The organism is Bacteroides ovatus (assembly GCF_001314995.1).
Classification (GTDB): Bacteria; Bacteroidota; Bacteroidia; order Bacteroidales; family Bacteroidaceae; genus Bacteroides; species Bacteroides ovatus.
The window spans coordinates 2,421,145-2,446,891 of sequence record NZ_CP012938.1; the positions used below are offsets into that span (position 1 = coordinate 2,421,145).

General features: G+C 47.6%; 20 protein-coding genes. 11 read left to right on the plus strand and 9 right to left on the minus strand.

The features are described 5' to 3' along the window. Position 1: 1 nt before the first annotated feature. From Bovatus_RS09680 to Bovatus_RS09695, 4 genes are all read right to left on the minus strand, one after another. Positions 2-1,312, minus strand: a complete 1,311-nt coding sequence (locus Bovatus_RS09680) for a DUF4302 domain-containing protein (protein WP_004296764.1) — start codon at positions 1,310-1,312, stop codon at positions 2-4. Positions 1,313-1,373: 61 nt separating this feature from the next. Further along, the gene (locus tag Bovatus_RS09685) at positions 1,374-2,285 is read right to left on the minus strand and encodes a zinc-binding metallopeptidase (protein ID WP_004326042.1); all 912 of its coding nucleotides are present in this window, start codon (positions 2,283-2,285) and stop codon (positions 1,374-1,376) included. A 20-nt stretch (positions 2,286-2,305) separates the two neighbouring features. Then, positions 2,306-3,859, minus strand: coding sequence for a RagB/SusD family nutrient uptake outer membrane protein (locus tag Bovatus_RS09690; protein ID WP_004296760.1), 1,554 nt, complete (start codon positions 3,857-3,859; stop codon positions 2,306-2,308). A 40-nt stretch (positions 3,860-3,899) separates the two neighbouring features. Next, the gene (locus tag Bovatus_RS09695) at positions 3,900-7,028 is read right to left on the minus strand and encodes a SusC/RagA family TonB-linked outer membrane protein (RefSeq protein WP_052587856.1); all 3,129 of its coding nucleotides are present in this window, start codon (positions 7,026-7,028) and stop codon (positions 3,900-3,902) included. A gap of 571 nt (positions 7,029-7,599) precedes the next feature. On the opposite strand from Bovatus_RS09695, the gene Bovatus_RS24705 reads away from it, so the two are divergent. Then, positions 7,600-7,824 carry a carboxypeptidase-like regulatory domain-containing protein gene (locus tag Bovatus_RS24705; RefSeq protein ID WP_004310107.1) on the plus strand — a complete coding sequence of 75 codons (225 nt, stop codon included), beginning with the start codon at positions 7,600-7,602 and terminating at the stop codon, positions 7,822-7,824. A gap of 18 nt (positions 7,825-7,842) precedes the next feature. Here Bovatus_RS24705 and Bovatus_RS09705 read toward each other — a convergent pair whose 3' ends face one another. Further along, positions 7,843-8,313, minus strand: coding sequence for a hypothetical protein (locus Bovatus_RS09705; RefSeq protein ID WP_004296754.1), 471 nt, complete (start codon positions 8,311-8,313; stop codon positions 7,843-7,845). A gap of 357 nt (positions 8,314-8,670) precedes the next feature. On the opposite strand from Bovatus_RS09705, the gene Bovatus_RS09710 reads away from it, so the two are divergent. The 6 genes from Bovatus_RS09710 (at position 8,671) to Bovatus_RS09735 (ending at position 12,571) form a co-directional block, all read left to right on the plus strand. Continuing rightward, positions 8,671-9,033, plus strand: a complete 363-nt coding sequence (locus Bovatus_RS09710; RefSeq protein ID WP_004296751.1) for an SH3 beta-barrel fold-containing protein — start codon at positions 8,671-8,673, stop codon at positions 9,031-9,033. A gap of 2 nt (positions 9,034-9,035) precedes the next feature. Continuing rightward, complete coding sequence (locus Bovatus_RS09715) at positions 9,036-9,266, plus strand: hypothetical protein (protein WP_004296750.1); 231 nt, start codon at positions 9,036-9,038, stop codon at positions 9,264-9,266. A gap of 93 nt (positions 9,267-9,359) precedes the next feature. Next, the gene (locus Bovatus_RS09720) at positions 9,360-10,121 is read left to right on the plus strand and encodes an HNH endonuclease (RefSeq protein ID WP_004296749.1); all 762 of its coding nucleotides are present in this window, start codon (positions 9,360-9,362) and stop codon (positions 10,119-10,121) included. Beyond that, positions 10,118-10,561 carry an N-acetylmuramoyl-L-alanine amidase gene (locus Bovatus_RS09725; RefSeq protein WP_004296748.1) on the plus strand — a complete coding sequence of 148 codons (444 nt, stop codon included), beginning with the start codon at positions 10,118-10,120 and terminating at the stop codon, positions 10,559-10,561. Before Bovatus_RS09720 ends, Bovatus_RS09725 begins: the two co-directional genes overlap by 4 nt. 33 nt (positions 10,562-10,594) lie before the next feature. Continuing rightward, the gene (locus Bovatus_RS09730) at positions 10,595-11,587 is read left to right on the plus strand and encodes a DUF4373 domain-containing protein (RefSeq protein WP_004296747.1); all 993 of its coding nucleotides are present in this window, start codon (positions 10,595-10,597) and stop codon (positions 11,585-11,587) included. Positions 11,588-11,749: 162 nt separating this feature from the next. Next, positions 11,750-12,571, plus strand: a complete 822-nt coding sequence (locus tag Bovatus_RS09735) for an Rpn family recombination-promoting nuclease/putative transposase (protein ID WP_022200246.1) — start codon at positions 11,750-11,752, stop codon at positions 12,569-12,571. Positions 12,572-12,674: 103 nt separating this feature from the next. Here the strand turns inward: Bovatus_RS09735 and Bovatus_RS09740 are convergent, their stop codons facing one another. Genes Bovatus_RS09740 through Bovatus_RS09755 form a run of 4 tightly spaced genes read right to left on the minus strand, consistent with a single transcriptional unit; the run spans position 12,675 to position 19,119 of the window. Next, positions 12,675-13,283, minus strand: a complete 609-nt coding sequence (locus tag Bovatus_RS09740; protein ID WP_004296744.1) for a TetR/AcrR family transcriptional regulator — start codon at positions 13,281-13,283, stop codon at positions 12,675-12,677. Between the two features lie 10 nt (positions 13,284-13,293). After that, the gene (locus Bovatus_RS09745; protein WP_004296742.1) at positions 13,294-14,658 is read right to left on the minus strand and encodes a TolC family protein; all 1,365 of its coding nucleotides are present in this window, start codon (positions 14,656-14,658) and stop codon (positions 13,294-13,296) included. A gap of 42 nt (positions 14,659-14,700) precedes the next feature. After that, positions 14,701-17,898: an efflux RND transporter permease subunit gene (locus Bovatus_RS09750; protein WP_004296741.1), complete on the minus strand. Its 3,198-nt coding sequence runs from the start codon at positions 17,896-17,898 to the stop codon at positions 14,701-14,703. Between the two features lie 18 nt (positions 17,899-17,916). Next, positions 17,917-19,119, minus strand: a complete 1,203-nt coding sequence (locus tag Bovatus_RS09755) for an efflux RND transporter periplasmic adaptor subunit (protein WP_004296740.1) — start codon at positions 19,117-19,119, stop codon at positions 17,917-17,919. 158 nt (positions 19,120-19,277) lie between these two features. On the opposite strand from Bovatus_RS09755, the gene Bovatus_RS09760 reads away from it, so the two are divergent. The 4 genes from Bovatus_RS09760 to Bovatus_RS09775 all read left to right on the plus strand — a co-directional run bounded on the left by Bovatus_RS09760 (position 19,278) and on the right by Bovatus_RS09775 (position 25,747). Further along, positions 19,278-20,126, plus strand: a complete 849-nt coding sequence (locus Bovatus_RS09760) for a helix-turn-helix domain-containing protein (protein ID WP_004296739.1) — start codon at positions 19,278-19,280, stop codon at positions 20,124-20,126. A gap of 247 nt (positions 20,127-20,373) precedes the next feature. Then, on the plus strand, positions 20,374-23,631 hold the full coding sequence (locus Bovatus_RS09765) for a SusC/RagA family TonB-linked outer membrane protein (RefSeq protein WP_004296737.1): 3,258 nt from the start codon (positions 20,374-20,376) through the stop codon (positions 23,629-23,631). Between the two features lie 10 nt (positions 23,632-23,641). Continuing rightward, positions 23,642-25,120, plus strand: a complete 1,479-nt coding sequence (locus Bovatus_RS09770) for a SusD/RagB family nutrient-binding outer membrane lipoprotein (protein ID WP_004296736.1) — start codon at positions 23,642-23,644, stop codon at positions 25,118-25,120. A gap of 69 nt (positions 25,121-25,189) precedes the next feature. Then, positions 25,190-25,747, plus strand: coding sequence for a hypothetical protein (locus tag Bovatus_RS09775; protein WP_008998758.1), 558 nt, complete (start codon positions 25,190-25,192; stop codon positions 25,745-25,747).

Genomic DNA, 25,747 nt, shown 5'->3' on the forward strand with positions numbered 1-25,747 from the left:
ATCATTCTTCTATTGTTTTTTTAATCAACCTGATTGCTGCAACTGCATCCGTGTATCCCATGAAAGAGGCCTCCTCATCCTGCGAGTCGTACACACCGAAGATAAATCCGGAGATTTCACCCATCCACACTCCATTGTCCACCAGATAAATGCCGTCGGTGGTAGGATAACTGATAAGACCGATTGCCGAACTGCGCAAAACATAATCATTCATCAAATCCCACATAGCCAGATACACGTAACCTCCCTGTACTTTCTTCAAAAATTGCGGCAAGATGGAAAGTCCGCCACGCGGCTTGTCATAAGTTACCAGAATGTCATATTCGAGTCCTTTGAGCCAATAGCTCTTGCCGTCCTCGTCCTTCACCAGTTGAATCTCCTGCGAAGCCACTTCCATCTGGTTCGTCGCATCGTTCAGACGATAAAAATCCATCTGGTAAGTGCCTGGATAATAGTCGTAACTTTGATACCCGGCAGTATAGACACCCGCCAGTTTCACCTCCGTAGCTCCTTCGTCGGTACAAACAAAGCTGATCTCCTCGTTCTTCCAGACAAAATTCTGCATGGTTTGTCCGTCTATCGTCACCGGTTCGTGAAAACGCATTCCGTCGGTGGTAAACATAAAAGGTACGGTTTTCTGATGCACCTTTCCAACTTCGTCATAATAGGTCACAATGAACGTATAGTTGCTGCGTAGCATTTGCCCGGTGTAGAGTCCGTCCATCCGCAGGTCGTATTCATAAAAGAAAGCATCGTCTTCCACTTTCTTTATCCGGGTGAGATATTGCTTCCACGTCTGGTCGGCAGAAAAAGCCTTCATCACGATGCGGTTGCCATATTTCTTGCCTTTCAGTTCGATACGGTCGGCGGTGGCATCGGAGATCACGAATTCGTAGTCGCCTCCGAGCGTTCCGTTCGGGTCGTCGGCCATACTTCCCTGTGGTTGACCGAAATAATGCACCAGATAATTGTAGGTATCGAAAGACAACATCGTTGCCTGCTCGGACTTGACGCTATAAAGCGAACTGACCGTCTCATCCGCTCCCGCTATCTGCGAAGCCATCGTCACCCGCTGGCCGTCGAACTTGCAAAGCAGGGTAATACCTCCCAGCGAGTAGTCCTTACCGACGTAATATTCCATCACCCATCCGTTGGGTGCTGCTTCCAGCAGTTCGCTGCAACGCTTCACATCGGCCGTGGCACGGTTGGCAGACGAATCGTCAAAATAATCTTCTTCCTGAAAGAGGCACGACTGCAAACCCAGGCAGACAAGGGCCAACAGGAAATATATCGTTCTATTTTTCTTCATCATAATAATGTGTAATTAAATAATCATCCAATCGTCAATCAAAAAAACAAGAGGTGACCGGCACTTATTGAATAGTGCTCAAGTCAATTTCGGTAATCTCCTGCTGGCGGCGCAGCACGATTTTACGAAGTTCGTTGAGGTCGATCCCCCATGTGTCGCGCATATAGTTATAGACAATCGTGAATTTCTTGTTGATGATGGCAGCGCCCGATTCTCCGGCTGCCGTCATCATATTGTCCCAGTAGGCCTGCGTATGTGTGACGTACATGGCTATATTTTCCACAAAATCCTCGTTGGACTGGCTCATGGCATAAGCCGTCACGAAACCGTCGGACCAGGCCACATCGTCCGTGCGGGGCATGGCACCCTGGGCGGTCATGTAGTAATACCAGTCGGCTCCCACGTATTTTCCTTCCGAGATGCGGTTGAAAGAAGGGTCGAAATTCCGTTTCTGATGCAGGATATGGGCAAATTCATGATGCATCGTTTCAAAATAATACTCGTTGAGCTTTTCGATATTGATCTTCTTTATGTTGAGGTCGTTCACGTTATAGAGGGTGATTTTCTTCCCGCCTTCTGCCGTGCCGAGCACCATGTTACCGCTACTTTCGTAGGCGGGCGATCCGATGAGGTGGAATGTCTTGGGTACGTAGACACGGAGAAAATCCATTCCTGCCAGTTCGACGTAAGCGTCCATCCAGACGTGTTTGATGATTTTCGACAGTGCCACCGCTTTGTCATAGTCGGCGGGCACGAGGTTGTATTTATGATCGCTCTCGATATCCTTCATGCGGTACATGAAGTCGATGTTATAAGGATAGGTGTAGTTGTCGAGCAGCCAGTAATCGAAAGCATTTCTCTCCAGAGGTTCGGTAGAGAAGATGCTGTTCGCGGTGTCTATCTCGTCGTTATTGTTGCAAGCCCCCAGGCAGACTGTGGTGAGAGCAAGCAAAGAGTAAATGATCTGTTTCTTCATAATTTTCACTTTTTTCTCTGTTAGTTTCTTCTCGGGTTAGGTTGCATTCCCGCCACGATCACGTTTCGCGGAATCTGGATGGCACGGCGCAGGTCGTTCGGCGGCATTTCGTCGGTGACACGTTGAGTAGCCATGTTGCGACGGTAAATCATAATACCGTACCGTTTGATATCGGGCCAGCGCATCCCCTCGTGCAGGGTAGTGACACGGCGTATGTGCAGAATACAGTGAAGAATATTTTCCTGCATCCCTTCCTCGATAGTGAAATCGGGAGCTAGCTGTTTCTTGGGCGTCTGTTGCGTGAAAGGCGTGTAGAAATTCATTTTATCATAATACGCATTGATCTGGTCGGGTGTCAGGGCCGATTTGTTGCGGGTGTAGGCACGTTGCCAGCTCGTGATGTCGGCAGCCGACTGGGGGTACATTTTCTTCAACGCGTATGCTTCGGCACGGCAAAGCAGGGTTTCGTCCGTTGAAAACAATACCGGCATATAATAAAGGTAGCCGCCATCATAAAGTCCGCTCTTGCGCAGGATGCTGGCTACAAATCCGGTGGTAGAGAAAGGTTTCAGATACAAATAATCCGAGCTGCCCCACAGTCCTGCAGAAAGACAGGTTTCGCTGGTGGCGAGCGTTTGGTTGTGGAAGTAACGCGGGCCTACCAGGTAGTCGCTTCCGAGTGCGCCCCAGTTGGAGACGGTGCTGCTTATCAGCAGGTTGGCCTCATTGGAAGAAGCAATATACGCATCTGCCTGCACATTTCCGTTCACGGAAAGATTGCTCAATGCTTCCCAGTCGCGGAGCAGGTCGTCGGGGTTGCTGCCCAACACACGGGTGGCAAAGTCAATCACCCGGTCGCAGTTGGAGAAATCGGGTTTCATATAATAAAGGTAGAAACGGGCGGCAAAGGCATAGGCGGCCTTGCGGGTGAAATGGTATTTGGGGACGGAATATCCGTCGTCCGAAATCAGTTCCACTCCCTCCAGGAGGTCACGCTCCACTTTCCGGTACACTTCTTCCAGCGTGCCGCGCTCGTAACGGGGAGACACGGTGGTTTCCACGTCTTCCATATAGGGGATTCCCAACGATTCGGAGGCATGAGTGTCATAAGCATTGCAGAAGATAGTTGCCAGCATGAAATGGCAGTAGGCACGGCACACCAGTGCTTCACCGCGCTGCGGGTTGAGCGATGCCGGATTTCCTTTCTCCTCTATCGCCTTGAGTGCCATGTTGGCGGCTGAAATTGCACCGTAATAACCTCCCCAAAGGGAATTGGGTGTGTCCTGATATTCCTCTTTGGTATCTTCCCAGTTGTAACATTCCTTTTCGGAAAGCTGGTAGTAACCGTAGGTGGGGCCGCTATCATCGGAGTTGTCGCTGTAGAGTTCGAACAGTTCGTTGGGCGATACGTCGGGATAGGCCGATACAAGCAGTTTGGCTATTTTCTGGTCGGTGTTCAGTTCCGTGCGGTTGTCCGGTGTTTTGTCCAGAAAATCATTGCAGGAAACGGTAGTCAGACCGGAAGCTGCGGTGAGCAGCAGCACAGGGAGTATATGGTTTATTTTCGTCTTCATCTATCGTATATTTTTTCGGGTTCTCTATTGGGGGTTACAATCACAGTCCCAGACGCAGGGTGAGGGTAAACTGACGCGGAACGGGGGATGCCACCCCTCCGGTGTTCACAAATTCGGGGTCCTGCCCGTTCAACTTCTTGTCGGCGTAGATCAGGAAGAGGTTGGTAGCCTGCAACTTGAGCGACAGGTTGGATATTTTGGCAGGAGCGATCCAGCTTCTCGGGAACTCATACATCAGTGATATTTCTTTCATGCGGATAAAATCGCCTTTGGCGATGCGCTCCGTAGAATAGTTGTAGGCGTTGTAGGCAAGATAAAGCGATGTATTCGTCCTATATTGCGGGTCGCTAAGTATCACCGGGATATTCGTTCTCGCTTCGTCGCCGGAAACAGTCCAGCGGTTTTTGAATTCACGCGGCATGGCGGTAAGGTCGGAATATTTGTAGTTGAACACCGGGTTGAGGCGGACTACGTTGCCGAAAGAGTAAGTCATAAAGACATTTAGTTTGAAGCCTTTATAGGTGAATACATTACCGAAACTTCCCGTGACGGTGGGATCGGTAGGACCTTCGTATTTCAGGTAATCCAGTTTTTCGCGTTCCTGGAAGTTGATGCTGGTGCTAGTCACTTTTCCGTCGATGAGGTATTGCGGAATACCGTCTTCATCAAGTCCCGCAAAAGGGATGGAGAAGAGTCCGCGCACGGGGTATCCTTCGCGGGCAAAGCCGTTGCCGGAAACGAGTTCCATCATACTTGTGAGTCCTTTCAGCTGGGTGACTTCGTTCTTGGCATAGGAGAAGATAAAGTCTGTGTTCCATGAAAAATCATTCGTGCGGATGTTGCGGGTGGAGAGCGTAAATTCCACACCGTGAGATTTCATGGTGGCTACGTTGGCATATTTGTTGATGACGCCGCCTACTCCCTGTGTGGGGACTACACCGATCAGGTCGTAGTTGTTACGCTGGTACCAGTCGGCGGAGAAGTTGATGCGATTTTCGAGCAGGCCGAGGTCGATGCCGATGTTCAGCTCATGCTTTTTCTCGTAAGTGAGTTCGCTGTTCTCGATGTCATCGATATAAAGTCCCGTTTCCTGAATGTCGGTAAAGGGGCGGTAGGGCGAGAAGCTGCGGATGATGGCTTGCGAGTTGGTCACTTCCGCCGGGCCGCGGTCGGCGGTGAGGGAGTATGAGGCTTTCAGTGTCAGGTTGGAAAGGGTGGGTTGCAGCGCTTTGAAGAAAGATTCTTCATGCACGTTCCAGGCACCGGACAGGTTCCATGTGGGTAGCCAGCGGGATGAACGGCTGCGTCCCATGCGGTTGGTTCCTTCATAGCGGAAAGTGCCGTTGAGGGTGTAGCGTCCGTCGTAAGAATACGTGGCGTTGAAGAAGCTGGCTATACTCCGGGTTTCGGAGTGTCCCAGGCTGTAATAGCGCGAACCGGATTCGATGCCGTTCTTGAAGAACTGGTAGATGTAGGACGGAATTTCCCCCATCGAATATTGCATTCCCCAGCCTTGGAAAGAGGAATATGTTTTTTGAAGGCTGTTCACTTCCATTCCGGCAAAGAAGTTGGCGATGTGCTTTTCGGCGAAAAGATGATTCCATGAGAGTGTTCCACGGAAATCGAGTCCCAGCATACGGCGGTCCTGACGCTGGTAGATACCGCCTTCGGGCAGCAGGGTGATAGGCAGGGCGTATGGGTTGTCGGGGTCGGTATAGAGCAATTTGTTTTGCTCGCGGATGGTGGCGTCGTCCATACCGGTGCGGTAGGCGATTGCCTGATTGGCGTCGTCGAGCACGTTGTGTTCCTGCGATGAAGTCTGGTATCTAACGGCTCCGAGGGCACTCAATTCGAGTCCCTGAACCACTTTCCACTTCATCTCGCCTTGAAATTTCACATCGACCATATTGATTTCGATGTAGTTATTGTCGAGTTCGTGGAGAATATTGAATGGGGCGTAGTTGCTGATATAGTCCACAGAGGGGTCGAGTGTGCGGCTTGTGTTGAGCGCGTATGAATAAGGGTTGATGTCGAATCCGCGGGACATCTTTCCTGATGCGATGTCGAGGGTGGAGTTCATCGTTCCCGGCGCGTTCTGCTGGCGGTAGGAGGCGTTGGATATGAGGTTGAGCGACAGATTTTTATATATATTATAGGTTGTGTTCACATTGGCCGTATAGCGTTTCACCTTGCTCTGCTTGTACCAACCCGGATCAAGCATGGCACTCAAGGAGGCGTAGAAAGAGGATTTTTCCGTTCCGGCGGTGATGCTGACGGAATGGTTCTGCGAAACGGCATTGGTGAAAAGCACGTCGAACCAGTCAGTGTTGCGCATTTCCGCTTCGCGGAGGTAAGCGTTACGGGCTTCGGTGGTGTTGAGCAGTCCGCGTTGGCCGTTACTGTTGTTGTATTCGTCGATGAGGCGGTACATACGACCGTACACTCCGGTGTCTCTGGTGCGGAAAAGGTCGGCACTGTTCAACCAGCCTTTCTGTTCCATTTCTTTGTAGATTCCCATCTGTTCCTGCGAATTCATGATATTGAATTCTTTGTAGCTGGGGATAGCACGGGTGGTGAACTCGCCCGTATAACTGATCTTGCTGACTCCGGCACGTCCTTTCTTAGTGGTGACTACGATAACGCCTGCCATCGCACGTGCACCGTAAATGGAGGTTGCCGAACCGTCTTTCAAAATTTGGAAACTCTCGATATCGTCGGAATTCAGTCCGGCTATGGCGGAACTAATCAGTGTCTCGGCATCACCGGAGGAAAGGTCATCGGGACCTACGTCGATGGCGTCTTCCAGAATCACGCCGTCAACAACCCACAATGGTTTGGAACTTCCGTAAATGGAAGTAGCTCCACGCACACGAATCTTGGGGGCAGTTCCAAAAGTGCCCGAAACATTCTGAACGGAAACTCCTGCCGCACGACCTTCCAGTCCGCGACTAATGTCGGGCAAACCGTCCAGCTTCACATTATCGGCATTTAATTGTTTGGTGGCTCCGGTAAAAAGACGTTTATCCATTTTCTGCATACCGGTCACTACCACTTCCTGTAATACTTCGGAATCGGATTTCATCATTACCTTGATGGTCCCGGACTTGATGGGAACATCCTGCGACTTCATGCCGACATAGGTGATTTGCAAAGTTCTTGATGAACTCATGCATTTTCTGCCCCTCCTTCCATAAGTGCTTGAGCACAAAATATTTAATAAATATAAAAAAGAAAATACAGAAAGGGGAATAAGAAAAGCAAAAAAGGAAGTGAAACGCAAAATAAATCGTCCTTTTTTGCTTTTTATCTACTTACTGAAAAGGTAGAAAATATCTTTCATGTAGCAAACTTCAAGTCCGGCAGCAACTCTCGTCTCCCCAATTAGGGTATTAATATAAGAGACTACGGATAGAATTTCTTTCTTTGTCCAATAAACTATCTTTTTTCTACCTGCAATTATTTATTTGCAGATTATTATGTGTTATTAAACATCTTATCTACGAATTTATCCACATTTATTTATCAAAAAGATACTTATTTTCGTTTATTAATCACCAAAAAGAAATAAGAAACCGCCTTTCATGTACTTATCTTGTATTTAAGTCCTTTTGCTACAAGTATTTTGTATCGACAGCACAAATTCATATTTTTTTCATATTTTTCTTTGTTTTTCTAAAAAAGTGGTTACTTTTGCGAATCGTAAGATAGCAAAACAGACTATTCTACTATATAAAAACTATATGAAAAGAAAACTAACGCTGTTATTAACCTGCCTGCTAGCAGGCATTAGCCTGGCAATCGCTCAAACCTCCAGAAAGGTAATGGGCGTTGTCTTCTCCGAGGAAGACAACCAGCCCGTCATAGGAGCATCCGTTTTAGTTAAAGGTACATCTATAGGAACCACCACCGACCTCGATGGAAAGTTCGTTATCAATAATGTACCAAGTTCATCAAGAACTTGGTAATTCCCCTCCCGCTTTCCTCTATTTTCCATCTTTTTTCTTCACCTTTCCTTCCTTTTCACCAGTCTCCAGGAACAGTGTTTTATCGTCATGAAACTGAATATCTATACGAATATGATGACTATCATCAACTGTATAGCCTACATCCGCAGAATCTCCTAGAAAAAGCTTCAGAATCCAGCACAACACCTCCGGAATATTGACAATAATCGTTGCCTTTCCAATCACACAAGAGAAAAAATTAAAGATAGTTGTCCAATTTGGTATAGGACTCCGACCGTCGAAATTACACCTGTACACACGCCCCACGGACGAACGCGAACAATCCGAATTCTTTTCAACATATTTTTCTGGAATATTATTCAGTTGCCCCAACTTAAAAACACAATCAATTACTTTCTTCTTAACATCATCGTCGCTGTGACGTACACCGGTCATTTCTTTCTGACCATTTTCACTGTTAAAAACCACTTCTCTTTCTACCTTAGTCATTTTTTTACATTTTATTTAATATTTACATATAAAATTCACGACAAAAGTACAATGCTTATTTTAACATATATGTTCAAGCATGACACATTCTATATTTTTCATCCATATTTTCACAAAGAAAGAGGGTTTGGGGTACCCATTTTCTACCTTACCGGTATTATCAAGAAAATAGATGAAATAAAATCTGCCAAAGAGGAAAGAAATCACTCGTTCCAAAAGCTGTGATTTGCGCTAAAAAAGAGAAAGCATTCCTGCACTAAAAGTTTCAACGTTTCATTATGGTTCAAGCTTGGACAGCCTTTGCATTACCTGCTCTCTACCTTTGTCCCCATAATCAAATCATTAAAACGAATCAAAATGACTGAAACTGAAAAAAATCATTCCTTCCAACGGGTACAGCTAATGAAGCAAGCTGCCGTCATCCGGCAAAACAACGGTATGAACCGGCACGATGCACTCGTCACGGCTCACCGGATAGGGGCTCTCATCCGGCAGATGCATCACGGAAATGTCTGTTTCCGCTACACCAAACAGGATGGAACCATCCGACATGCCACCGGCACCCTCACCGGATATGAACATAGTTTCCACCGTCCGTATCTACCCAAACCGGAAAATACGTTCGTTGTCTACTATGATATCGAAGCCAAAGGCTGGCGCACCTTTCACGCTGAAAATTTTCTGGATATCGAAACGGACGGGCAAGACAGCAACAAGTAAAAATGAATCTGCAAAAGAACGGAATGAACGGGCAGGAACGAAAAGAATGGGAGGCGCTTTGCAGACAGTATAACGTAGATTCGCTATACGAGGCCATTCAAGGCTGCCGGGAAGAACTGGAGTTTCTGATTCATTGTGCCGAACGGCTCGAACCTCATACGGAGGAGGAGGAAGAAACGCCGTTTAACACATACAGACCACAGCGTTTCTCCGCACCAGAAAGCGCCGTTTAACAGATGGAGGAAACGCCGTTTCTCCCCGCATGATTCAGAAAAACGATTATTTTTTAACAGAGTATAATTTTATTAACATTATCAATATCAAGTATGGAAAATTGGAGATTTATTGAAGAAAACCCCGACTATATGATTTCAGATCACGGACGGGTATTGAGTTTCAAGGGCAGATCAAAGTTGATCCTTTGTGCCAAAATCATGGGGACCGGTTACGAAACTGTCATACTGCCGAATAAAGGTGTTTGTATCGAATACAAAATTCATCGTTTGGTTGCCAAAGCATTCATCCCCAACCCGGAGCAGCTGCCACAGATTAACCACCTCGATGGCAATACGATGAACAACCACGTGTCAAACCTCGAATGGTGCGATGCATACACCAATATGATGCACGCCATCCGGACGGGATTACGACGTACGGGAGTGGGATCTCATCAAACACCTTTCGCCGTTACGGATGCAACGGGGAAAGTATTGCGTGCCTACCCGTCTATGAAAGAAATGGTCAGAGAGGAACGTCTGAAGCCTGCGCACCGAAACTGGCTTATCCTCCAACTAAAGCATCCGGACCGCGTGAAACAACACGCCTTGCGTGTGCAACATCATCGGGGAGATGCTTTTATTATGGTTCAGACAAGGCCTAACCAGACCACAGTGCTTAATCGGACGACAATACCTAATCGGCCCACCATGCCTAATCAAACGACAACGCCGCCGATGGATGCTCCCTTCTCTCCGGTGCTCCATTCAGTAACAAAGCAATATTACCGCCAACTGTCCAAAGAGGAGGCTATTGCGTTCGGGGTTATCTCACGTGCCGTCTGCAAACAGGAAAGGAGGATTCTGCCATGAAAGACACGATCATCATCCACTGTTCCGCCACTCGTGCGGGACAGGATTTTACCGCTACCGACATCGACCGCTGGCATCGTCAACGTGGTTTTCGTTCTATCGGTTATCATTTCGTCATCCGTCTCGACGGTACGATAGAACCGGGAAGAGATGTTGCTCTCGACGGAGCGCATTGTACAGGTTGGAACCATCGGTCTATCGGCATCTGCTACATTGGCGGATTGGACAGGAACGGCCGGCCTGCCGACACACGAACGGAAGCGCAACGTGAAGCGCTCGTCCGGCTGGTAGAAGATTTGCGCCTTGTCTTCCCTTCTCTGAAGCAGGTGATAGGGCATCGGGACACCAGTCCTGACCTCAATGGAGACGGCATTATCTCACCTGACGAGTATATAAAATCCTGCCCCTGCTTCGATGTAAAAGCAGAATTTATTCAGTAATAATCAACCATTTACAACCAGCATTTTATCATCATGGCCCGCATTTCCAAACCCGGATTAGATTATTTCCCCCTCGATGTCAATTTTCTGCAGGACAGAAAAGTACGCCGCATCTCCTGTCGCCACCACGCGGCAGGGATTGCCGCACTCACTTCGCTGCTCTGCCTCATCTATAAAGAAAAAGGTTATTATATTTTGTGGAACAAAGACACTCTTTTCGACATCGCCCAGGAAGCGTGTTGCGGGGAGGAGGAAATGCAGGCCATCATTGATGATTGCCTGTCAGTGGGGCTGTTCGATGATCTTATATATAAGGAGTATGGCGTACTGACTTCACAGGCGATTCAGGAACAATATCATAAAATCATCACCGACAGCCGGAGAAAATATAAATTACCCCTGGAACATTTCTGGATTATCAAGGAGGAGAGTAGTGAAATAGAACCGGAAAATACGGATGACTCCGGCAAAGATGTTACAAAACCCCATGAATTTGCTACAACAATGCCACAAACAAAAGAAGAAACGGATACAGATATCAAAGGTAAACAGGAAAGGAATATGGAAAATGAAATCAAACCTGAAATAAAAAAAGACATAGAGACAGAGAGGGAAGGAAAAGACGGAAAGGAGAATGAGAGGAGCATGCCGCCCGTTCCGTCAAACAGCGTTTTTCAGGCTTCGCCTGTCGTTGTAGAGGGTTTGTCTTTGGATAAATCGATTGGAAAAGAAACGGTTTCGGAAGGGATGCAAGCGGGAGGAGGCTCGGAAGCTATACTTCTACTTAATATGCAAACTATCGGCATCCGGAACGAACAGACCGTAAAAGCGATTGTCGCCCTTGCCCGACGTAAAGAATTGGGAGGCCCCGGCGGTATTTTATGGAAAATTCTTAGTTCCCAATACCGCCCTACCCTACTCAAAAAGAATGAACCGGGTGATTACATTCTTTGGGCACTCAATCATCCGACGGAATTTGAAAACACCTACAACGGGACACTGAAAAAGCTAATCAGGGGAAGATAAAGCGGAAAAGTCTGCCTATAAACAAGGAACCTTTTATTTTTACTGCAAAAGGGATGGAAAACCAAGAATTATCGTACCTTTGTAGTACGAAGAAAAAGCCTCTTTTTTATGTATAAAGAGAAACGTCTCTTTGCAAAACATAAAAAGAAGCGACCCAAAACAATGAGTAAATTTATCAATCCGTTCACCGACTACGGATTCAAACTAATATTCGGCAGAGAAGTGTCTAAGGATTTACTAATCGAATTTCTGAACGACCTGCTCGAAGGTGAACGAGTGATAACGGACTTACAGTTTTTGAATAATGAGCAATTGCCGCTCTATCCGGAAGGACGAGGTATTATCTATGATGTATATTGCACCACGGACACAGGCGAAAAAATCATCGTTGAAATGCAGAACCGTATGCAAAGCAACTTCAAAGAACGCTCGATTTATTATTTATCGCGTGCCATCATCAATCAAGGAAGGGTAGGCAATGAATGGAAGTTTGAAATAAAAGCCGTATACGGAGTTTTCTTGATGAATTTCATTATCGACAAGAACATAAAACTCCGCACAGATGTTATTCTAAGTGACAGGGAAACAGGAGAACTCTTCTCGGATAAGTTCCGGGAAATCTTTATCGCCCTCCCTCTCTTCAACAAAAACGAAGAGGAATGCGAAACGAATTTTGAACGTTGGATTTATATATTAAATAATATGGAAACTTTAAAACGCATGCCGTTCAAGGCACGAAAAGCTGTCTTCGAGAAATTGGAAGATATCGCTGATGTGGCTTCTATGTCTCCGGAAGACAGGGAGCGATACGACAATAGCGTCAAAGTGTACCGAGATTATTTGGTGACAATGGATGCAGCTGAACAAAAAGGTGCACAAGAAACCCAGCTGAAAATAGCCCGGAACATGAAAGCCAAAGGGATAGACAATGAGTCTATCGCCGAATGTACCGATTTACCTTTAAGCATAATCGAAGGGTTATAAAGTAATCGGATTCATAAAGGCACTATGTTGTAACCAACCGTTTACGAACGAAGAAAATAAAAAGAGGTGAGCTCCCTTTGCAGGGTAGTCCACCTCTTTCTCTTCATACACAAACATTCAAATTATCAGGTTTCAGGTGTTCGTCAATATAACGGATACCGTCCATCTTAAAAAGCCCCCGCAGAAGCGTATAGTTCAACATACGCTGTACCAGGTACGGGGTGCCTTGCAAGCTGCTCTGGTAGATGACCTCCTGCAAATCCGGTGCAAAACGGTCGGGATCGACTCCGGGAAGCAGATAACCGCAAATCTTACAATGCGTCAAGACATCAATCAACTGCTGCAACCAGAAAGCCTCCTCCCGCTCGAAAGCAGCACGGTATTCCCTGTCGGCAGCAATATCCATCAGCAACTTCTTCCCCAGCGAATGAAGCAGGGTGAGATAGCCATCCACTGTGATGAAAAGTGCCTCCATGCACGAGCTGTCCATCCGTATCTGTTTTTGCTGGATCCGGCTTCTGATTCCGTTGGCAAAATCAGAAAGACAGACACGGAACAGACTCGTTTTGCTGGGAAAGAGCTTGTAGAGTGTCCGCTTCGACATCTTCATTCCCCTGGCTATATCATCCATCGTCAACCCGTCGGCACCATGCTGGTACATTTCCCGCTTGGTGTAGTCGAGTATCCGGCAACGCAGTGTTTCTGGATTCATACATACCTCCCTACATACGGCCGCCACCCAATGCCTGATACAAAGTGATTACGCCTTGGATTTCGGTAAAGCGGTTCGCTACTTGTGACAGTTGCGCGTTGAGCAACGTCTGTTGGGCGGTCAATACTTCCAGATAAGTGGTGTTGCCATGTTTCATCAACAGGCTTGTGCTTTTGGCTGCTGTTTGCAGGGAAGCCACCTGCTTGTTGTAGTAGTCGGCTTTCTCGCGGGCAGTCTGGTACTGCACCAGTGCCTCGTTCACTTCCACGCCTGCGTTCAGCAAGGTCTGTTCGAAACTAAGGCGGGCTTCCTCCTGTTGGGCTTTCGCTATTTTCAGTTGGGCGATGTTCGCTCCTTTATTAAACAAAGGCTGCGTCAGGGAAGCCACGGCGGAGGCCAGGAACTTACCCGGGTTGACAATCATGCTCCCTGCACTGTTGGTCCACCCTGCGCTGCCGCTCAACGTGATGGAAGGATAGAAAGCGGCACGTGCGGCATTCGTTGTATAGAAAGCCTGTGCCAACGAAAATTCTGCGCTACGCACGTCAGGACGGTTGGCAAGCATCTGTAAGGGAACACCCACGGAGAAGTTTTCCGGCAACTGTTGATTTCCCAATTTGCCACGCTGTATTTTGTGAGGAGTTTCTGCCAGTAAAAGTGCCAGTGAATTTTCCGCCTGATTGATTTGCTCTTTCAGGTCGAGTACGGTGGTACATATATTGAAGTAGGTAGCCTCCGTCTGCGCCAGTCCGGCCTCATTCACCATCCCGGCCTTTTTCATGGCACGGGTGGCATTCACACTTTCTTTCCAGGCAGCTTCGGTAGCCACAGCTATCTCATACTGCGAATCGAGCATCAGCAAGGTGTAATACGTATTGGCAACGGATGCTACCAACTGCGTCTTGACAGCCTGTTCATATTCCTTGCTCTGTTCGTAGGCAGCTTTCGCACGACGCTTTGCTGTTGTCACCTTTCCAAAAATATCCAGTTCCCACGAAGCAGTCACGGGCAGCGAATAAGTTTGTGTAGCCTTTCCACGGTCGAAGCTGCTGGCAGCTCCTTCCGGTGCCAGAAACAAAGAAGGCAGATAAGACAGTTTGGACGTCAACAGCGTGGCTTCCGCTTCTTTCACACGCAAATGGGCAGTCTGCATATCGGTGTTGCGCAAGAGTGCCGAATCCACCAAATTCTGCAGATAAGGGTCGGTAAAGACCTCCCGCCACGAGAGGTTACCGAAGTTTGCCGTATCGGTGGCAGCAACAGACTCGCTGCCGTAAAGTCCTTCGGGAACTTCCGATACCGGTTTGTATTTATTGTAGATACCGCAACTACTCAATATAAGCGTTGCTGCGGACAGAATGATTATTTTTCTCATTAGTTCTTATTTTAATTCAGGTCTAAAACCTTTAATCATCAATTATTCTTTTCCAGCTTTAGATTTTTCTTCCTCGCTCACTTTGATTTCTTCTTCAATCTGCCAGTCATGCGTCGGGACGCTCTGCACGGGACGCAAACGTTCCTGCAACCACTGGAAAGCAATAAACAAAGTAGGCACGATGAAGAGCAACGCCAACGTACCGATGGTCATACCACCTACTACACCCGTACCCAATGAACGGTTACCGTTGGCTCCCACTCCACTTGACATCATCAACGGGAACAGACCGAAAATCATCGTCAATGCCGTCATCAGAATCGGACGCAGACGGGCTTTAGCCGCACTGACCGCAGAAGCAATCAGCCCCATACCTGCTTTACGACGTTCGGCAGCATATTCCGTCAGCAAAATAGCCGTCTTCGCCAGCAGACCGATCAACATAATCAAACCTGTTTGCAGATAAATATTATTCTCCAGTCCGAACATCCAGGCGAAAAGGAAGCTACCCATCAATCCGCAAGGCACACTCAAAAGCACAGCGAACGGAATAATGAAGCTCTCATAAAGCGCACTCAAAATAAGGTAAATCATCAGGAAGCAGATACCGAAAATAATGATCGTCGTACCGCTCTGCTGGTTTTCCTCACGGGTGATACCTCCGTAATCATAGCCATAGCCTTTCGGAAGAGACTGTTCGGCAGTTTCCTGCACAGCCTTGATGGCGTCTCCCGTACTATATCCGTCGGCCGGCATCGCATTTACCGCAATGGAGTTATACATATTGAAACGGCTCAACGATTCCGCACCGTAGCTACGGGTCAGCGTAACGAACTGGCTCAATGGCGCCATCTCTCCATTCGACATACGCACAAAAGCATTATCGAGGGAAGTTTCGTCCAAACGGAACACCGGATCGGCCTGAATCATGACACGGTACACTTTAGAGAAACGGTTGAAATTGGACACATACTGCCCACCGTAATAACCGGACAGCGTACTCAACACAGCGTCGGGCGTGATACCTGCACGCTTACATTTAGCCGCATCCACCTCTACCGTCCACTGCGGATAGCGAACGTCGAACGTCGAATAAGCCATCGATATTTCAGGCCGCTGGTTCAAAGCTCCCAAGTATTGCTGGGTGGTGGTGAAGAACTCGTTCATATCACCGCCCATCTTATCCTGCATGTGGAGTTCGAGCGCATTACCCATACCGTAACCCGGAATCATACCCGGAGAGATGGCGAACACACTGGCATCCTTGATATCAGCCGTACGCGCATATACCTGACCGATCACCGACTGCACATTGTCCTCATCACCCGGACGTTCGTCCCACGGTTTCAGTTTGAGAATCAACATACCGAACGAACTACCCTGTCCTGCCAACAATCCGTAACCGGCCACTTTCTGCACGTGTTTCAGTTGAGGTATTTCTATCAGGCGTTTTTCGATACGTTCCATCACCTTATCCGTCGTTGTCAGCGAACTGCCTGCCGCTGTACTCACATTGACGAAAATAACACCCTGATCCTCGTCGGGTACCAGACTGGTCTTCGTGTTATTCATCAGTAACACAAGCAATACCACGGAACAAGCCAGCAACGACCATGTCAACCATCTGCGCTTGATAAAGAACAATACAATCGTCTTATATTTATCCACCATCATATCGAAAGCCGAATTGAAAGCCTTACGGAAGCGTGCCGCAAAGTTGTTCTTCTGCGTTCCGTCTTCATTAATATAAGGTTTCAGCAGCAATGCACACAAAGCCGGACTCAAAGTCAACGCGTTAATAGCGGAGATACCTACCGCAACCGCCATCGTCAAACCGAACTGGGTATAGAACGTACCGGAAGTGCCGCCCATGAAGGACACCGGAATGAACACCGCCATAAACACCAGCGAAGAGGTGATAACGGCATTACTGATACCTTTCATAGCGTCGATACTTGCCATATATGACGACCTGTAGCCCACATCGAACCGCGCCTGCACCGCCTCGACGACAATAATGGCATCATCCACCACCGTACCGATAACGAGCACTAGCGCAAACAGGGTCAGCAGGTTGATACTGAATCCGGCTATCGCCATGAAAGCAAACGTACCCACCAGGGAAACCACAATTCCGACCAGCGGAATCAATGTAGAACGGAAGTCCTGCAAGAAGACGTACACCACAAGGATAACCAGGATGATAGCCTCGATCAACGTTTTCACCACCTCATGAATGGAAGCGAACAGGAAGTCGTTGGAGCTCATCATCTGCGTCAGTTCCACGCCTTTCGGAAGGTCTTTACTTGCCTCTTCGAGGAGTTTGTCGATATTCTGGTTTACTTCGGTCGCATTGGAACCTGCCGTCTGGAACACCATACAGGATACACCCGGATGACCGTCCATACCACCGTGGTAAGCGTAGCTGTCCTGTCCCAGTTGGATATCGGCAACGTCTTTCAGTTTCAAGACTTCGCCATTGTCGGTGGAACGGATGACGATATCCCCGAATTCTTCGGGAGTAATGAGACGTCCGGTGTACTTCATCGTATACTGATAAGTCTCATCGGAATTTTCACCGAACGAACCGGTAGCCGATTCGATATTCTGCTCGGCAAGCACACCGGTGATATCGGACGGAATCAGTTTGTACTGTGCCATCACGTCCGGTTTCATCCATACACGCATACTATATTCACCGCCCATAATCATCAGGTCGCCCACACCGGAGATACGAAGAATCTGCGGTTTCAGGTTGATGCTGATATAGTTGGACAGGAAGTTCTCGTCGTAACTGTCGTCCGGACTATACAATGAGAACATCTGCAGAATACTCGTCTGACGCTTGGAAGTGGTCACACCGACCTGGGTTACCTCCGCCGGAAGTTGTCCCGTAGCACGTGATACACGGTTCTGCACGTTGACAGCCGCCATATCGGGGTCTGTGCCCTGCTTAAAATAGACGGTGATGCTCACCGAACCGGAATTGGTGGCGGAGGAAGTCATGTAGGTCATGTCTTCCACTCCGTTGATCGCCTCTTCCAAAGGCGCAATAACACTCTTCTGCAATGTTTCCGCACTGGCGCCATAATAGGTGGTACTCACCATAATGGTAGGCGGAGCAATATCGGGATACTGCTCAACGGGCAAGCTGAACAGCCCGATGATACCCACTACGACAATCGTGATAGAGATGACTGCCGATAATACGGGGCGTTCTATAAAGGTTCTTAAATTCATGAATGATTCCTCCTTGGTTTAATTTTCAGTAGTAGTTGCCGGAGACTTCGTTGTTGTCTCTGTTGATGAGGATTGATTAGCATTTGTCACTCCTGCCACTGGAGTTTGAGCAGCCTTTGCCTTGACCGGAGTACCTTCACGAAGCAAACCTACTCCTTCTGCCACGATCACATCTCCCGGTGCCAATCCTTCATCTACAATAAATTCCCGACCGCCATTGACACGGGTCACTTGTACCTGGCTGGATTGAGCCTTGCCGTCCACTACCTTATAGACATATCTCTTATCTTGTATTTCGAAAGTGGCAGCCTGTGGAATGGTCAGCGCAGCTGTTTTTTGAACAGGAACAATCACATTACCCGCACCACCGCTATGCAGCAATCCTTCCTTGTTCGGGAAAACTGCACGCAGGCTGACCGTACCCGTCGAACGGTCGATCACTCCGCTGATAGATTCAATCTGTCCCCGTTCGGAGTAGGCTGACTTATCGTTCAGTTGCAGGTCGATGGCAGGCATATTTTTCAATGCTTCCTCTTTAGAACCGTATTGGCGGATCAGTCCCAGTAATTGGTTTTCCGTCATGGAGAAGTAGACGTACATATCCGAATTGTCGGAAACGGTAGTCAACGGCTGGGCAAGAGCGGAACTAACCAAAGCTCCTACACGGTAAGGCAACGTGCCTACCACTCCGTCGGCCGGACTTTTCACAACCGTATAAGAAAGATTATTGCGGGCACTCACTTCCTGCGCCTTGGCCTGTGCCAACTGTGCTTTGGCAGCCAACAGGGAGTTTTTTGCCGTACTCAAATCGAAAGAGGAAATTACGTTCTCTTTATACAGTTCCTCTTTACTGTCATACGTCAGTTGCGCTGTAGCCAGAGAGGCCTTGGCCGATTCAACGTTTGCCACTGCCGTCTGCAAAGCAGCTTCATACGGCACTTGGTCGATGATGAACAATGTCTGTCCGTTCTTTACACGCTGCCCTTCCGTTACACAGACTTTAGTCAGCGTACCACTTACCTGGGGGTAAATATCAATATCCTGACGTCCGCGGATGGTCGCCGAGTAGGCGCTTGAAATCATCCGGTCGGCCGGAGAAACGGTCATCACTTCGTATTCTGTTTCCATTTGTGCCGGAGGAGCTTGTTTACAGCCCGTAGCAGCTACCATACAGCAGAGCAACAATAGCCCTTGCTTCACTTTACATACCTTTTTACTCATTTTCTGTTACCTATTTAACTATTTTTGAACGCGGCAAAGGTAGACTGTTTTCTTCATAGGAAACTGGACTTAGTATCTTCAGTTTTGTTCATTTTAGGAACATTAAAACCGATATTTAGTGAAAAAGTCCTATTTTTGTACCCAAAATAAGAACAACAATGGAATCAAAAAACTCTAGCCTAGCCATACTTCATGAACCGTTCGTTGCCGGAATGGACGAAAACCTGTCTCCAATTATGCAACGCCTGTGGAAACTGGAAGGGGGTGCCATCTATTTTTGCAGAAGCGGATGGGCACACGTCACAATCGACCTGAAAGACTATGAAATAGTAGAAAACACTCAAATCGTGCTCTTGCCGGGAACGATTATCCGCATCAATGGCAACAGCAGCGATTTCACAGCTTCTTTCTTCGGATTTCCCAAAGAAATGTTTCGCGAAGCCTGCCTCCGTTTCGAGCCGATCTTCTTCCGGTTCATCAAAGAAAAACCGTGCTATACACTCAAGGATGAAAGCACAGGAGCAATCAACGGGTTAATGCGTGCCACAACAGCTATATACAACGATCGTGAAAACCGTTTCCGCAACCAGATCGCCAAAAATCATCTCCAGTCGTTTATGCTGGATATTTATGATAAGTGTTACCGCTACTTCGACCGACAGGAAATCGAAGGAGGAAGCCGGCAGGATGAAATCTTTAAGAATTTCATCGCACTGGTACATGAAAACTGTATCTCACAACGGGAAGTGACTTTCTACGCCAGCAAACTGTGTATCTCCACCAAATACCTGACAGGTATTTGCAAAAGCGTGACGGGCGAGGCTGCCAAAAAGATTATCGACGACTTTGCCATCCTGGAGATAAAAGTGTTGCTTCAATCCACCGGACTGACGATTCAGGAAATAGCCGACCGACTTGGTTTTCCCGATCAGTCGTATTTAGGAAGGTACTTCAAACGGCACGAGGGAATGTCGCCGAAAGAGTATCAGAGTAAGTATTCTATCTAATCAAGTAAAATAATCTTTTATTATTAGATTATTAGGCACGGATTACGCGGTTCTTTTATTAACTAAAACCGTGTAATCCGTGCCTCCATTTATTTTATTAATTTGTATTTATCGCACAACACAGATTGTTAACAGATCTGTAATACTATCTTAATCTGCCTTGCATTCCTTTGCACCGTGAAACAAAAACACGGGTGTGAATAACTTTATTTCATTTAATAAATTAAAAGAAGCAAGGTAAAAGATTATGAAAAGAAACAAATGGCTGCTTTCTCTGTCGATTGGGCTCTTGTGCTGTGGCTCTGCATACGCACAGACAACAGTGAAAGGAAAAATCACAAGTGAAGGCGGGGAACCGTTAATCGGGGCTACCGTAGCTGTGAAAAACTCGACAGACGGCACGGTGACCGACATCGACGGAAACTACTCCCTGAAGACTAAGAAAACATTGACTCAAAAGGATTTGCTTGTATTCAGTTATGTGGGATATAAAACGCTACAGAAGAACTATGCAGGCAATACGATGAACGTAAAACTGGCGGAAGAGTCGCAACAACTGAATGATGTGGTGGTGACTGCCCTGGGGATCAAACGTGAAGAAAAAGGATTGGGATATGCCACGGAAACCGTGAAAGGGGATATGATTACGAGTGCCCTGCCCACCAACTGGTCGACGGCACTGAACGGCAAGGTAGCCGGATTGAGTGTTATCTCTTCCGGTGGTCCGCTTAATTCGAGCCGTATCTCGCTGCGGGGGGACGTCTCGCTGAACCAGAACGGAAACGACGCATTGGTGGTAGTGGACGGTGTACCGATGAGTAGTCCGATGACCAATCCGGGTGTTGCCTACGGTGCAGGTTCAAACAGCGAACTTTCCGTGGACTATGGTAACGGATTCTCCGACATCAATCCGGATGATATCGAAAGCATCCAAGTATTAAAAGGGGCCAGTGCGACAGCCTTGTACGGTACGCGTGCAGCCAATGGCGTGATTATGGTGACTACCAAATCGGGAGCGGGTGCACCCAAAGGTATCGGTGTGTCTTACAGCGGTAACTTCAGTATTGACGATGTGATGAGATGGCCCGATTACCAGTATGAATTCGGACAGGGATTGCCGAGCAATATCGGTCCGGCAGGTTCTATCTACGAAGGCCAGCCCTATTACTCTTACGGGAAAGCGGAAGACGGCAGTTACGCAAGCACTAGCGGAACCAGTAGCGCCTACGGAGCACGTTTCGACGCCAACAGGTTGTTCTACCAATATGACCCCGTAACGCAGGGACGCGCTTCTGTTGCCACCCCTTGGGTAGCGTACAAAAACAACCGCAAAGATTTGTTCCAGACAGGATACACCCTGACCAACTCGGTAGCCTTGACCGGAAAATCCGACCGGGGCAGCGTACGGGCGTCCATCACCCACACTAAGAACGAATGGATTCTCCCCAATACAGGTTTCCAGCGTATCACCGCCATGGTTTCCGCCCAACAGCAGATTTCGAGGGCACTGCGCATTAATTTCAAGTCGAGTTATACGTACCGCAAGCTCAACAACACGCCTGCACTGGGATATAACAGTAACTCTATCTCCTACTTCCTTATCTTCCAGAATCCGAATGTCAACCTCGACTGGTTGCGTCCGATGTGGCGTACCGGACAGGAAAATGTGAAACAGCTCCAACCGTACAGTTCCTTTATCGGAAACCCGTATGTCATTCTATACGAATCTGAAAATCCTTCGGAGAAACACAGTAATGTATCATCCATTTCTGCCAATCTGCGCATCAACAGTAAATTCGATTTCATGATCCGGTCCGGTATCCAGTTGTCAGCCGACCAACGCGAACAGCATCGTCCTATCAGTGACGTGGTTTTCGGAAACGGGTTTTTCAAGAAACAGAATGTGTTCGATTATGAATTAAACAGCGATGCTTTATTTACTTACCATGATTCATTCGCCAACGGATTGCGTGTCAACGCTTCGGCAGGTGGAAACATGATGCAACAAAGCTACGATATGTTGGCTGCCTCGGTGGTAGGATTGATTACGCCGGGAGTATACAAACTGGCAAACGGTGTTTCCAACCCGAACGTGCAGACGGTTATCAAAAAGAAAGCGCTGAACAGTCTTTATTTCACGGCCAATTTCTCGTATAAGGATAAACTGTTTCTCGATGTCACCGGGCGCAATGACTGGTCGTCTACCCTGCCGAAAAGTAACCGTTCTTTCTTCTATCCGTCGGTCAGCGTCAGTGCAGTGATGAACGAGTGGTTCACGTTGCCGGAACAGATCAGTCTGTTGAAAGTGAGAGGTTCGCTGGCACAGGTGGGCAATGACACAGACCCTTACAAGACATCGCCCTATTATGGCACGAGCGATTTCCCCGGATCGGCCATCGTATCTTCTACGCTCTATAATCAGGATTTCAAACCGGAGATTTCGACCAATTACGAAACGGGATTCGACTTCCGTATGTTTCACAACCGCATCGGACTCGATTTCACATTCTATTATAACCGCACCAAAAACCAGATTCTGGATGCTCCGATGGACCCGACCACAGGTTACAGCAAAGCTACCATCAATTCGGGATGCGTCCGCAACCGCGGTTACGAAATCCAGTTGGACGTTACTCCGGTAGTCAGCAGGGATTTCCGATGGAATGCTACTTTCACCTGGTCTAAGAACGAGAACCGGATTCTCTCACTGGCGGAAGGGGCGGATGAGAACCAGTTAATCAGCAGTATCGGTAGTGTGTCTATCATCGGACGTGTGGGTGGAACTACGGGCGATCTCTGGGGATATAAACTGGTACGCGACCCGGAAGGAAATGTGGTCATCAACGACAACGGATTGCCCGAACGTTCGGGAGAGATCGAATACGTCGGCACGGCCTATCCGAAATGGAAAGCCGGACTGTACAATGAATTTTCTTACAAGAACTTCACGCTTAGCGTCCTGCTCGACGGACAGGTGGGAGGTAAAATGTACTCGCACTCGCACCACAAAATGACGGAACAGGGAAAACTGCAACATACCCTGAACGGACGTCTGCCGGGAACGGAATTTTATATGTCGAAAGACGACCCGCGCATCGCTGCCGCCGGACTTTCACCACAAGACGGGATGTACATGATTGCTCCGGGAACAGTGAAGAACGATGACGGAACTTACTCGCCAAACACCAAAGTGGTGACCGTGGAAAGTTATTATAAGGAATATTACCGGATGGTCAATGTGGAAACTAACACGTTCGACACTTCATTCCTCAAGTTGCGCGAAATGAGACTGGAGTACAAGTTGCCGAACAGCACACTGAAGAAAACACCGTTCAGCAAAGCATCGGTGGCACTCTACGCACGCAACCTGTTCTGTATCACTGACTATCCTCTGTTCGACCCCGAATCTGCCGCCCTCAACGGAAGTTCGATGGTGACCGGTGTGGAGACGGGCTCACTGCCTACGGCACGTACTTTCGGACTGAATATTAACGTATCTTTTTAAACACTGACTTATGAAAACCAATAAACTTTTCAAAAATATAGTATGGGGAATGACTTTGTGCGGAGCTCTCTGCACGACTTCCTGCACCAGCTTCGACGAACTCAATACAGACCCCACCCGCATGGATGAGGTGAATCCCGGCACGCTGCTCAACCCGATTTTATACGAAACATCGGTCTACAACTGGAAACGCTACAACAGCTATACCTACGACCTGATGCAATGCGCCGTATCTACCAGCAGCACCAACGGTGTGGGATGGTGGTATATGACGGACAGCGAAGGAGACGGCACATGGACTACTTATTATAAATGGATCAACAACGCCAAAGAGATGATGCGCCTCACCGGAAAATTGCCGGAAGCCTCCAAACAACCCAACTACGATGCTATATCGCTGACTTTGCAATGTTGGTTATACCAGATTCTGACGGATGCCTTCGGTGATATTCCGATGAGCGAAGCCTGCTCCGCCGACGAGGGAATACTTGCACCGAAGTTCGACACCCAGCAGCAGGTGTACCAACAGATTATCGACAATCTGAAAACAGCTAACGAGTTGTTCGACAAAGCTAACGGGTTGATCTACAACCAATCGGGCGAAATGTTGTACAAGACGTCCAAAGGGGATGCAACCGGTATTTTGAAATGGAAGAAGTTCTGCAACTCGCTCCGTCTGCGTGCACTGCTCCGGGTGATCGACGTGCCGGAATTCAACGCGAAACAGGAGCTGCGTACCATGCTGACCGATCCCGCCACTTATCCGGTATTCGAATCGAACGATGATGCTGCCCTGCTTGCCATCAGCGGAACTTATCCGGAGGAAGCTCCGCTCACCCGTCCACAGGATTTCACTTCTTATGTTCAGATTTCAGAGTTCTTTGTTAATCTGCTGAAAGGTTGGAACGATCCCCGTCTGCAGGTGTATGCAACACAGGTCACTCTCCCCGACCAGACTAAAGATTATGTGGGTTTGCCCAGCGGTTATCAGACGTTGCCTTCAATCACTGCTTCGGGACTGAATCAGGAAATGGCGAAGGCACCTATGAAACTTGCCATGATGCCTTATGCCGAAGTGGAATTCATCAAAGCGGAATTACTGAAAAAAGGAGTGATCGACGGAGGAAGTAGCGCTGCCAAAGAGGCTTATCAGAAGGGAGTGCAGGCGGCTATCGAACAGTGGGGACAGAAAATGCCTGACCATTATTTTGAAAATCCGGAAGCTGCTTATGATGATACGCTGGAACGAATCATGAACCAGAAGTTTGTCGCACTGTTCTTCTGCGATTATCAGCAGTGGTTTGAATATAACCGTACCGGTTTTCCTGTGTTACCTGTGGGGCCCGGCATCGCAAATGCTAATAACAAAATGCCGAAACGCTTTAAATATCCATCTGCTCTGCAGCGTACTAATCTGAAGAATTATCAGGCGGCTAAAGCGAACATGGGAGGCGATGACTTCCATATCCGACTGATGTGGCAGCAATAAATGAATGTGTCGGTCACCAAGATTGCGGCAATAATTATCATTTCAATCAATCTTTAAAATTCAATGAATATGAAAAGAATAATCAGTATGGCTGTTGTGTTAGTTATAACGATGGCAGCAACGGCGCAAAAAGGAGAGCTCGCCATGAACGAGAATATCTCCGGAAAAAACCATATTTCCAAAAACGAAAAAGAAGCTACTCCCGTAGGCAAAAAGCCGAAAGCGGTGTTTATATTCGACGTGTATGGAGAAATCCCGACTACCAAACCAGTGTTTGAAGCGGAACATTATCTGGGGAGTGACATTACCGGAAAATGGAATACTTTCATCCAGAATTATACGCATGAGTATGATGTAACAATCGGATTTACGGATTCTTCGGTCGAAATTTTGAAGCCTTCTATTTACAAGGCGGTTAATAAGGTGAATAAATATTATAAGAAGGCATTGAAGAAAGAAGAGGTGAGCCGGGAAGTTGCTACATTCAACATGGGTCATATTCTGGATTGCGCCAATGTGATGTGTTTCGATGATAACAGCAAGTCTTTTGAGGAGGCTCTCAAGTCGGCAGATGAACCGGAAGAAATTATCGCATTATTCAATCAGGTTACTTTAAGAAAGTTATAA